Annotated in this window: 11 protein-coding genes; 5 read left to right on the forward strand and 6 right to left on the reverse strand. The window is 69.2% G+C overall.

Annotated features, from left to right (window positions below; all coding sequences use genetic code 11):
- The first annotated feature begins 8 nt into the window (after nucleotides 1–8).
- Nucleotides 9–1355 (forward strand): solute carrier family 23 protein, encoded by a 1347-nt coding sequence (locus tag B1729_RS12810; RefSeq protein ID WP_163633065.1) that lies wholly within the window; start codon nucleotides 9–11, stop codon nucleotides 1353–1355.
- 167 nt (nucleotides 1356–1522) lie between these two features.
- Nucleotides 1523–2410 carry a VOC family protein gene (locus tag B1729_RS12815; RefSeq protein WP_163633068.1) on the forward strand — a complete coding sequence of 296 codons (888 nt, stop codon included), beginning with the start codon at nucleotides 1523–1525 and terminating at the stop codon, nucleotides 2408–2410.
- 141 nt (nucleotides 2411–2551) lie between these two features.
- Here the strand turns inward: B1729_RS12815 and B1729_RS12820 are convergent, their stop codons facing one another.
- From B1729_RS12820 to B1729_RS12840, 5 genes are all read right to left on the reverse strand, one after another.
- Nucleotides 2552–3565 (reverse strand): LacI family DNA-binding transcriptional regulator, encoded by a 1014-nt coding sequence (locus B1729_RS12820; RefSeq protein WP_163615976.1) that lies wholly within the window; start codon nucleotides 3563–3565, stop codon nucleotides 2552–2554.
- A gap of 46 nt (nucleotides 3566–3611) precedes the next feature.
- Nucleotides 3612–5090 (reverse strand): family 1 glycosylhydrolase, encoded by a 1479-nt coding sequence (locus tag B1729_RS12825; RefSeq protein ID WP_163633070.1) that lies wholly within the window; start codon nucleotides 5088–5090, stop codon nucleotides 3612–3614.
- A gap of 63 nt (nucleotides 5091–5153) precedes the next feature.
- Nucleotides 5154–6062: a carbohydrate ABC transporter permease gene (locus tag B1729_RS12830; protein ID WP_163615972.1), complete on the reverse strand. Its 909-nt coding sequence runs from the start codon at nucleotides 6060–6062 to the stop codon at nucleotides 5154–5156.
- Entirely contained in the window at nucleotides 6059–7087 is a 1029-nt protein-coding gene (locus B1729_RS12835; protein WP_163633072.1) for a sugar ABC transporter permease, read from the reverse strand. The genes B1729_RS12830 and B1729_RS12835 overlap by 4 nt, the downstream gene beginning before the upstream one ends.
- A 132-nt stretch (nucleotides 7088–7219) precedes the next feature.
- Entirely contained in the window at nucleotides 7220–8464 is a 1245-nt protein-coding gene (locus B1729_RS12840) for an ABC transporter substrate-binding protein (protein WP_345770748.1), read from the reverse strand.
- Nucleotides 8465–8751: 287 nt separating this feature from the next.
- On the opposite strand from B1729_RS12840, the gene purS reads away from it, so the two are divergent.
- Nucleotides 8752–9000: a phosphoribosylformylglycinamidine synthase subunit PurS gene (gene purS / locus B1729_RS12845; protein WP_163615967.1), complete on the forward strand. Its 249-nt coding sequence runs from the start codon at nucleotides 8752–8754 to the stop codon at nucleotides 8998–9000.
- Complete coding sequence (purQ, locus tag B1729_RS12850) at nucleotides 8997–9704, forward strand: phosphoribosylformylglycinamidine synthase subunit PurQ (RefSeq protein WP_163615966.1); 708 nt, start codon at nucleotides 8997–8999, stop codon at nucleotides 9702–9704. Before purS ends, purQ begins: the two co-directional genes overlap by 4 nt.
- Before the next feature lie 27 nt (nucleotides 9705–9731).
- Here the strand turns inward: purQ and B1729_RS12855 are convergent, their stop codons facing one another.
- Complete coding sequence (locus B1729_RS12855; RefSeq protein ID WP_163633074.1) at nucleotides 9732–10163, reverse strand: DUF1761 domain-containing protein; 432 nt, start codon at nucleotides 10161–10163, stop codon at nucleotides 9732–9734.
- Between the two features lie 107 nt (nucleotides 10164–10270).
- Here B1729_RS12855 and B1729_RS12860 point away from each other — a divergent pair.
- A partial coding sequence (locus B1729_RS12860) for a 2-hydroxyacid dehydrogenase (RefSeq protein ID WP_204318917.1) occupies nucleotides 10271–11168 on the forward strand: 898 nt, incomplete at its 3' end.

The following is an 11168-nucleotide window of genomic DNA, read 5'->3' on the forward strand; positions in this document are numbered from 1 at the left end:
GAGCGCGCATGCCCCTGTGGACCCTTCACGGCAACGGCCGGACCGTCGAACCGGGCAAGGTCGTCAAGCCCGACGAGCGCCTGAACTGGCCCGCGACCGTCGCGATCGGCGCGCAGCACGTCATCGCGATGTTCGGCGCCACGTTCCTGGTGCCGGTGCTCACCGGCTTCCCCGTCTCGACGACGCTGCTCTTCTCGGGCATCGGGACGCTGCTGTTCCTCCTCATCACGAAGAACCGCCTGCCCAGCTACCTCGGCTCGTCGTTCGCGTTCATCGCCCCGGTGACGGCGGCCACCGCCTCGCAGGGCATGGGCTCGGCACTCGCCGGCATCGTCGCCGTCGGGGTGCTGCTGGCGGCCGTCGGCTTCATCGTGCAGTTCGCGGGCCTCGGCTGGATCGAGAAGCTCATGCCGCCGGTCGTCGCCGGCGCCATCGTCGCGCTGATCGGGTTCAACCTCGCGCCGGTCGCGTGGACGAACTTCCAACAGGCGCCGATCACCGCGACCATCACGCTGGCCGCCGTCATCCTGTTCAGTGTGCTGTTCCGCGGTTTCCTCGGCCGCATCTCGATCTTCCTGGGCGTGATCGTCGGCTACATCGTGGCGCTGCTGCGCGGCGAGGTGGACTTCACTGCCGTGAACGAACTCGTCGCGGACGGGCAGTGGGTCGGCCTCCCGACCTTCGCCCTCCCCACCTTCGGCGATCCGGGCACCTGGAGCGTCATCGCGATGTTCCTCCCGGTCGTGCTGGTGCTCATCGCCGAGAACGTCGGCCATGTGCGCGGCGTCGCGACCATGACCGAGGCATCCGTCAACCAGTACACCGGCCGCGCGCTCATCGCCGACGGCGCCGCGACCGTGCTGGCGGGAACGTTCGGCGGCTCGGGCACGACGACCTACGGCGAGAACATCGGCGTCATGGCCGCCACCCGCGTGTACTCGACGGCGGCGTACTGGGTCGCCGGTCTCTTCGCGATCCTGCTCTCGCTGTCGCCGGTGGTCGGGGCGGTGTTCAACTCCATCCCGGCCGGCGTGCTGGGCGGCGTGACGACCGCGCTGTACGGGCTCATCGGCATCATCGGCATCAAGATCTGGGTCGACAACCGCGTCGACTTCTCGCGCCCGGTGAACCAGTACACCGGCGCGGTCGCGCTCGTCATCGCGATCGCCGGGTTCACGATGCAGTGGGGCGACTTCCAGCTCGGCGCGATCGTCATCGGCGCGGCGGCGGCCCTCCTGATCTACCACCTCGGCAACGCCATCGCCCGCTGGCGCGAGACCGGCGCCGACGACGGCGGTCCGATCCCGGCGGTGGGGCAGCTCGGCGGCGACCCGCAGGACGTCGACACTCGCTGAGCCCCGCGCCCACCACCGACCTCCCCCTGGTCTCCCAGCGACGATGTCCCGATTCCTGCCTTTCGTGTCCCACTTTCGCGCGCGAGAACGCTCATTTCGGCGTGAAAGTGGGACACGGTCACGGCGGGGAGGGAAGACAGACGGATGCCGCGGCGTTGTGTATTCGTATGCATGAAGTAGCAGCGGCATCCGACCGCCTCGCCGCCGACACGTCGATGGGCGCCGTCACGCTCCTCGTGGGCGACCTGGACGGCATGACGGCGTTCTACCGCGACGTCATCACGCTGCAGGTGCTCTCGGCCGACGGCGACGAGGTCGTGCTCGGCCGCGGCGGCCGCGCGGTCGTGGTGCTGCGGCACGAGCCGGAGCTGCGGCACGCGTCGCCGGGAGCGGCGGGGCTCTTCCACACCGCGATCCTCTTCGAGACGCAGGAGGCCCTGGCCGCCGCGCTGTTCAGCGTCGCGCAGCACGCCCCGCAGACGTTCACCGGCTCAGCCGATCATCTGGTCAGCCAGGCGTTCTACCTGACCGACCCCGAGGGCAACGGCGTCGAGCTCTACTGGGACCGCGCCCGCACCGACTGGTCGTGGGTCCACGGTCAGGTCGAGATGGCGACGCTGTACCTCGACCCCAACTCCTTCCTGCGCGAGCATCTGACAGAGCGGGCGGCGAGCGGCGCGACCGGGCAGGACGCGGCATCCGTCGGTCACGTGCATCTGTCGGTCGGCGATGTTGCCACCGCCCGCACGTTCTACGTCGGCGCGCTCGGGTTCGACGAGACCGCCGGGCTGGGCGACCAGGCGCTCTTCGTGAGTGCGGGCGGCTACCACCACCACATGGCCATGAACGTGTGGAACTCGCGCGGCGCCGGACCGCGGATGCCCGCGCTCGGCCTCGGCCGCGTCGACCTCGACCTGCCCGACGCGGACGCCCTCGGCGACCTCGGCGAGCGCCTGCGGCACCACGGCTTCCAGGTGCGCGACGACGGCCGCACGCTCTCGTTCGACGACCCCTGGCGCAACCTCCTGCACGCCACCGCACCCGGCCGCGGCTGAGCGCGCGTCGGCGCGGCCTCGATTCGGCGAGACAGGAGATCCGCGGCGAGACCGAGGACGTCGTCACAGGTTTCGGCGCGAATCCCTGGTTTCGACGAGACGGCGACCGCCGGCCGAAAGGAGCGGCAGACGCGCGCGGGCTCAGACCGAGTCGCGGACGACGAGCTCGGTCTCGAGGATCGTGACGTGACGCGGATGCCGCCCCGCGAGAAGGTCGATCAGCACCGAGGCCATGCGCTCCCCCTGCTGGAACGACGGCTGACGCACGGTCGTGAGCTGCGGGGTGACCGAGGTGGCCACCGGCGAGTCGTCGAAGCCCATGATCGCGATGTCGTCGGGAACGCGCAGGCCCTCCCGGGCGAGCACGGCGAGCACACCGCGGGCCATGAGGTCGCTCGCCACGAACACCGCGTCGGGCTTGGCGCCCGAGGCGAGGATCCGGCGCATCGCGTCGGCGCCGCCGTCGGCCGTGAAGTTGCCGTCCTCGATGGCGACCTCGTCGAGCTCCCAGGCCGCGAGCGCGTCGCGGTAGCCCTGGAGCCGGTCGATGCCGGCGGGCATGTCACGAGGGCCGGTGATCGTCGCGATGCGCCGGCGGCCGCTCTCGATGAGGTACACCGTGGCGTCGTAGGCGCCCCGCACGTTGTCGACGTCGACGTAGTAGTCGCGCTCCCGCTCGCGCACCGGCCGGCCGCCGTAGACGACGGGCACGACGCTGGCGATCCGGTCGATGAACGTGTCGCTGGTGTGGTGCGAGACCACGACGGCGCCGTCCACCGCGCCGCTGCGGACGTAGCTCGTGGTCTTGTCGCCCGGGTCATCGCTCGCGATGAAGAGGTTGAGGACGTAGTCCGAGCGACTCAGGCGGGAGTTGATGCCCGACACGATGGCGGCGAAGAAGGGATCGCCGAAGAACCGCGTGGTGTCTTCGGGGACGATGAGCGCCACCGCGTGCGTCTTCTGGCTCGCCAGCGACCGCGCGGCCCGGTTGGGCACGTAGTTGAGGTCGGCGATCGCGCGCCTGACGGACTCCAGCGCCTCCGGGCTGACGGCGGTCGAGCCGTTGACGACGCGCGACACGGTCGACCGCGAAACCCCCGCCGCGGCGGCGACCTCCTCGATCGTGACAGCCGATCGCATGGCCTCGGTGCTCATCTGTCCTCCTCCCGCATGCTACGGCCCCGACGCGGGGGCCTGGTCGCTACGACGCGGTGGCCGCCTCGCGCGCGGACTCCAGGTCCAGGGCGCGTGCGCCGATGATGCGTCGGTATTCGAGCGCGCTGTCCTTGGGCGTCCGCTCCTGCGTGTCGTAGTCCACGCGGACGATGCCGAACCGCTTCTCGTACCCCCACGCCCACTCGAAGTTGTCGAGGAGCGACCAATAGAAGTATCCCCTCACATCGACGCCGGCGTCGGCGGCGTCGAGGATCGCGCCGAGGTGGGCGCGCAGGAACTCCACGCGATCGGCGTCGTGGACGCGCTTCTCGCCCCCCTCGACGACGAGCTCGTCGTCGTACGCGGCGCCGTTCTCGGTGACGTACAGCACGGTGCCAGCTGCTTCCGCGTACTCGTCCCACACGCGGTGCAGCAGGGTGGTGAGGCCGTCGGGCTGCACCTCCCACTGCATCGGCGTGCGCGGCAGGCCCCGCTCGTGCCAGAAGATGCCCTCGTTCGAGGGGTACGGCGAGTGGCCGGGGCGATCGGTCGGCGCGTCGCCGCCGATCGGCGGGTTCACCGGCTCGTGACCGCCGACGTACTCGCCGTGGTAGTAGTTCACCCCGAGCGTGTCGATCGGCGTCGCGATCGCCTCCAGGTCGCCGGGGCGCACCGCGGACTCCCATGCGGCGATGGCGGCAGCATCCACCTTGCGGATGTCCTCGACGATGTCGGCCGGGTACTGGCCGCGGAAGATGGGGTCGAGGAACCATCGGTTGAACTGGCCGTCGATGCGACGCGCGGCGTCGACGTCGGCCGGGTCGGTCTCGTCTACCGGCTCGGCGACGGTGAGGTTCAGCGTGATGCCGAGCTTCAGCGACGCGTCGCGCGCCCGCAGCTCGCGCACGGCCTGGCCGTGGCCGAGCAGCAGGTGGTGCGCGGCCAGCACGCCCTCCTCGACGCTGTAGTGACCGGGCGCGTGCATGCCCGCGGTGTAGCTCAGGAACGACGAGCACCACGGTTCGTTGAGCGTCGTCCACACGTTCACGCGGTCACCCAGCGCGTCGTGCATCGTCAGGGCGTACTCGGTGAACAGGTCGGCGGTGTCGCGGTTGGCCCAGCCACCCTTCTCCTGCAGCGCCTGCGGCAGATCCCAGTGGTACAGCGTCAGCCACGGGAGGATGCCGGCATCCAGCAGCTCGTCGGTCAGTCGCTTGTAGAAGTCGACCCCCTGAAGGTTCACCGCGCCGCCGTCGGGCCGCACGCGCGACCACGACGTCGAGAAGCGGTACGTCTGCAGACCCAGGTCCTTCATCAGCGCCACGTCGTCGCCGAAGCGGTGGTAGTGGTCGCACGCCACGTCACCGTTGTCGGCGTTGATGACGGCGCCGGGAACGCGGGCGAAGGCGTCCCAGATGGAGTCGCGGCGGCCGTCCTCGTGGGCCGCTCCCTCGATCTGGTAGGCGGCGGTCGCCGCCCCGAACAGGAAGTCCTGGGGGAAGGCGCGCGGGATCGCGGTCGTCATGAGGGGGAGATCCTCTCTGGAAGATGGATTCAGGATGTCGGGGGCCGTGGCGAGGCGGGAGGCCTAGCCCTTGACCGCGCCGGCCATGATGCCGCTGACCAGCTGCTTGCCCGTGAAGGCGAACAGGATCAGCAGAGGGATGGTCGCCAGCAGCACGCCCGCCAGCACGATCGAGTAGTCGACGAAGTAGTTCGACTGCAGGAGCGACAGCGCCACGGGCAGAGTGGGGCTCTGCCGGTCGAGCACGATGAACGGCCAGAAGAACTGGTTCCAGGCGCCGACGAAGGTGAAGAGGAAGAGCATCGCGGCTGCGGGGCGGGCGGCGGTGACGCCGACCGTCCAGAAGGTGCGGATCATGGATGCCCCGTCCACGCGCGCCGCCTCGATGAGCTCGTCGGGCACGGTCTGCGACAGGTACTGCGTCATCCAGAACACGCCGAAGGCGCTGGTGAGCGCGGGGATGATGATCGCGCCGATCTGGCCGGTCCATCCGAGGTCCGCGAACAGGATGTACAGCGGCACGACGCCGAGCTGCATGGGCACGGCCATCGTGGCGACCACGAAGGCCAGCAGCCACTTGCCGCCGGGGAAGCGGAGCTTCGCGAACGCCCATCCGGCGAGCGTCGAGAAGACGACGACCGATACCGAGATCACGGTCGAGCTGAAGATCGAGTTCCAGAGCGCGAGCCAGAAGTTCACCGCGGGGTCGTTGACGACCGACAGGGCATTGGCGATGAAGTTGCCGCCGGGCAGCCACGACATGTTGGGGTTGTTGATGGTCGAGGCATCCCCCGAGCCGATCAGGAACGACCAGTAGTAGGGGAAGATCGCCGAGACGACGACCACGCCGAGCCCGATGTACACCCAGAGGCCGGCGCGGACACCGCGGATCTTGGTCGTGCGGTTGCTCTTGCGGGCGTTGGGGAGGTTCTCCTCGACGACGGCGAGGGGCGGGGTGCTGATGGCGCTCACTGCGTGGCTCCCTTCCGGCGGCGGCGGCGTCGCACGACGCCGCGCCCGCCCTCGTCGCGCACGAGGCGACGGGTGATGACGAGATTGATCAGGCCGATGGCGAGGATGATGATGAACAGGATCCACGCCAGCGCCGCGGCGCGGCCGAAGTTGAACTCGCCCCAGCCGATGTTGTAGAGGTACAGCGTGATCGTCAGCCACTGGTTGGCGGCACCGCCGCGGCCGAACGTGTCGAACATGCGCGGCTCGTCGAAGATCTGCAGTCCGCCGATCGTCGAGGTGATGATCACGAAGATGAGCGTCGGCTTCAGCGACGGGAGCGTGATGCTCCAGAACTGGCGGAACGCGTTGGCGCCGTCGACGGTGGCGGCCTCGTAGTACTCGCGGGGCACGGCCTGCATGGCGGCGAGCAGGATCAGGGCGTTGTAGCCGGTCCAGCGGAAGTTGACCATCGTCGCGATGGCGATGTGGCTCCAGAACGGATCCTTGTGCCAGGCGATCGGGTCGAGCCCGATGCTGGTGAGGATGTTGTTCACCAGGCCGTGGTTGTCGCCGAACATGTTGCTGAAGATCAGCGCGACGGCGACCGGGGCCATGACGTACGGGAGCAGCACGCTCATCCGCCAGAAGGTCTTGGCCCGGATGTTGCGGTCGAGCATCGCCGCGATGAACAGCGCGAGCACGATCTGCGGTACCGACGACAGCAGGAAGATGCTGAAGGTGTTGCGGAGTGCGACCCAGAAGTCCGCCTGCGACAGGATCCAGATGTACTGGTCGAAGCCGACGAACGTGCCGGAGTTGCGGACGAGGTCCCACTCCTGGAACGAGATGACCGCCGTGTAGACGATCGGGAAGAGTCCCACGATCGCGAACAGGATGAAGAACGGCGAGATGTAGAGGTAGGGCGAGACCTTCAGGTCCCAGCGGCTCAGGCGATGGGAGAAGGACAGCACGCGCGGGGCGCGTTCTGGTTTGGGCCGATCGGCCGGCCCCGATGACGTGGGGCGGGTTGCGGTCGAGGTCACCGGGGGGCTCCGATCCGGATGGAGGGGTGGGCGCTGGGTGGAGTGCGTGCGGGTCGCGGTGGACCCGCACGCACTCCGGTACTGCTGTCAGATCACGTCCGGCGAGCGGACATGGCCGTCAGTATCGGCCGATCAGAAGGCTTCGACTTCGGCGACGAACGTGTCCCACGAGGTCTGCGCGTCTTCGACACCGTCGAAGACTCGCGTGATGGCGTCCTGCAGCGCGGTGTTGTACTTGAAGTAGTCCGCGCTCTTGTACGGCGTGACCGTGATCGCCTCGGAGCGGTCGGCGAAGATCGCGCCGGTCGGTGCGTCGGCGAAGTACTCGTTCGTCGAGTCCGTGATCGACGGAGCGGCCTGGGCGTCGATGGCGCTCGGGAACGCGCCGACGTTGACGAAGGTCTTCTCCTGCTGCTCGGGAGCGGTCAGCCAGTCGGCGAGCTTGAGCGCCTCATCGACGTTCTTGCCGTTGGCCGGGACGGTCAGGTACGAGCCGCCCCAGTTGCCGCCGCCGTTGGGGAACGCGTTCGCGATCTCCCAGCCGGTGACCTCGGGCGCGTTGCCCGAGATGATGCCGAGCATCCACGGCGGGCACAGCATCGCGGCGAACTCACCGTTGGCCATCGAGGCGTTCCAGTCGTCGGACCACTGGCCCGAGTACGCCGAGTTCGGGATGCCGCGCTCGACGACGAGTTCGTACGCAGCCTTGGTCTCGGGGCTGGTCGTCGCGACGACGGTGCCGTCTTCCTCGTCGTAGGGGAACTCGACCTGGTTGATGATGCCCTGGAACGCGGAGTTCGCGGCGTCGATCATCGGCTTGCCGGTCGCTGCCTTGTACGTGTCGGCCAGGTCGAAGAACGTGTTCCAGTCGCCGTCGATCTCAGCGGCGACCTCGTCGGGCGTGGAAGGCAGACCGGCCGCGGCGAACAGGTCGGCGCGATAGCACACGGCCTGCGGGCCGATGTCGGTGCCGAAGCCCACGAGACGCCCATCGGCGTCGGTCGCAGCCTCTTCCTTCCACTCCACCCAGCGGCCCTTGGCGCTGTCGGGCACCTCGGCGAGCAGGTCGGAGTACTGCATGGCCTCGGCGAACCAGTCAACCTCGACGGCCTCGATGTCGGCGAGACCCTCCTTGCCGAGCTTCGCGAAGAAGTTCGAGCGGGCGTCATCGGTGATGGCGGCCTTGTTGTGGACGATCTTCACGTTCGGGTTCTCGTCCATGTACTCCTGGAGGAGTTCATCGTCGTAGCCGAAGTCGTTGAAGGTCGCCAGGGTCAGCGTGATCTCGCCGTCTTCGCCGCCGGCATCGTCGTTGCCGCTGCCGCCGGCACAGCCGGCGAGGACGATGGCGGAAGCCGAGAATGCGGCGATTGCCACGGCGCTTCTGCGGAAGGCGCGTGCGTTCACTGTCACTCCTTTGTGTTGTCAGGGTCGTGTGTGTTGCAGGATCGGCGCGGATCGGATCCGTGCCGGGTGGTGCGACCGTGGGAGCGTTCCCACCGGTCGAGAGGTCACGCTACGGGAGCGCTCCCACGAAGTCAAGGGAGCGCTCCCACGGATTGATCACGGTTGCGTCACGAACCGCTCACGCCAGGGAGAGAACGAGGGATGCGGGGGCCCGTAGACTGGACGGGACCCCTGCCCGCGACATCCGGAGCTCTCACATGCCCACCATCGTCGTCGACGTCATGCCCAAGGCCGAGCTTCTGGACCCGCAGGGGAAGGCCGTCTCGGGCGCCTTCGCGCGACTGGGGGTCTCGGACTTCAGCGCGGTGCGCATCGGCAAGCGCTTCGAGCTCACCGTCGAGGGCGAGGTCACCGAAGAGGTGCTCGCCGAGGCCCAGCGCATCGCCGACGAGATCCTGTCGAACGCGGTGATCGAGGACGTCGTCGGCATCGAGGTCGTGGAATGACCGCGCGCATCGGGGTCATCACCTTCCCTGGCTCGCTCGACGACCGCGACGCCCAGCGCGCGATCGAGATCGCCGGCGGCGAGCCCGTCGCCCTCTGGCACGGCTCGCACGACCTCGACGGCGTCGACGGTCTCGTGCTGCCGGGCGGCTTCAGTTACGGCGACTACCTGCGCGCCGGAGCGATCGCCGCGCTCGCCCCGATCATGTCGGAGGTGAAGGATGCCGCGGCCCAGGGCATGCCGATCCTCGGCATCTGCAACGGCTTCCAGATGCTGGTTGAGGCCCACCTGCTCCCGGGCGGCCTGATCCGCAACGCGCACCAGCAGTTCATCCGCCGCGACCAGCGCCTGCGCGTGGAGAACAACGACACCGCGTGGACCAGCGATTTCGCCTCCGGCCAGGAGATCGTGATCCCGCTCAAGAACGCCGACGGCGGCTACATCGCCTCCGAGGACGAACTCGACCGCCTCGAGGGCGAGGGCCTCGTCACCTTCCGGTATGTGGGCGTGAACCCGAACGGCTCGCTGCGTGACATCGCCGGCATCTCCAACGAACGCGGCAACGTGGTCGGCCTCATGCCGCACCCCGAGCACGCCGTCGAGCCCGGCTTCGGCCCCGACACCGCGGACGCCATGCGGTCGGGCGTCGACGGCCTGTCGTTCTTCACCTCGGCCATCGCCGCCGTGGTCGGCGCCGCGGCCTGACCCCCACCGGTCGCTGCACCGCTACGGCTAGACGGTGCCGGCGGGCGGCCACACGCCGATGATGAGCGCCATGATGACGATCGTCACCAGCTCGTGGGCGATGTTCAGCACCGTCAGCGACGACGGGCGGCCCTCGAACGCATCGTGCGTGATGAACCGCGCGGCCGTGAAGCCTGCCCACAGGATGACGCCGGTGGCCAGCGCCGACCACAGGTAGCTGCCGCTGTAGAAGTGCCACGCGATCGATGACGCGCCGGCGAGCACCCACGCTGTGATGAAGCTCACGATGACCGTGACCACGATCGGCACCACGGCGCTCGCGCCCGGCCGGTCCATGTCGACGTTCGCGAGCTTCGCCCATCGCGTGCCGAACACCTTCGGCGTGTACCAGATCGAGCCGACGACCATGCTCGACGCCGTCGCGATCAGCACTGCCCAGTAGTTGATCTCGGGAACCACGTCCGCCTCCTCGTGCGAAGCGCCGCTCGGGCGACGGTATCCGCTGGCCGAGAGCGTAGCGCCGCCCGGCGACGACCGGACGGCACCGCGCCGGTAGCGTGGACGGCGTGAGCAGTGGCATCCGGAATCTCGTCGTCAGCGTCCCCACCGAAGAACTCGCCGCCGATCTCGGGGAGCTCCCCTCGAGCGTCGAACTGGTGGTGTGGCCGATGGATGCCGCGGCGCCCCGCCCGCGGTTCGACATGGTGGTGCCGCCGTACATGTCGATGGCGCGCGTGCTCGAGCGCCTCGAGGACGTCGAGGTCGGGCTCGTGCAGAGCCAGTCCATCGGCTACGACGGCGTCGCCGACATCCTGCCGGCAGGGCTCACGTTCGCCAACGCCGCCTCGGTGCACGAGACCTCGACCGCCGAGCTCGCCGTGGGGCTCGCGATCGCCGCGCAGCGGCACATCGACGCGTTCGCCGTCGACACCGCCGGCGGCCGCTGGGCGCCGGTCTTCGCACAGAGCCTCGCCGACCGCCGCGTTCTGCTGCTCGGCTACGGGGGCGTCGGCAAGGCGGTGGCCGCTCGGCTCGCCCCCTTCGAGGTGGAGCTGACCCCGGTCGCCTCGCGGGCACGCGACGAGGACGGCGTGGCCGTCCACGGCATCGACGAGCTGCCCGTGCTGCTCCCCGACGCCGAGATCGTGGTGCTGACGCTTCCCGGCGGCGACGCGACGAAGAACCTGGTCGACGACGCCTTCCTATCGGCGCTGCCCGACGGCGCGCTGGTCGTCAACGTCGGACGCGGCTCGCTGATCGACACCGAGGCACTGGTCGATCACATCGGCCGCGGCCGCATCCGCGCGGCGCTGGACGTCACCGATCCGGAGCCGCTGCCGGAAGGGCACGCGCTCTGGAGCCTTCCCGGCGTGCTCATCACGCCGCACGTCGGCGGAGCCTCGAGTGCGATGCGCCCGCGCGTCGCGAAGCTCGTGCGCACCCAGATCGAGCGCCTCGTCGCCG

It is taken from the genome of Microbacterium sp. B35-04 (assembly GCF_010634885.1).
Lineage (GTDB): Bacteria > Actinomycetota > Actinomycetes > Actinomycetales > Microbacteriaceae > Microbacterium.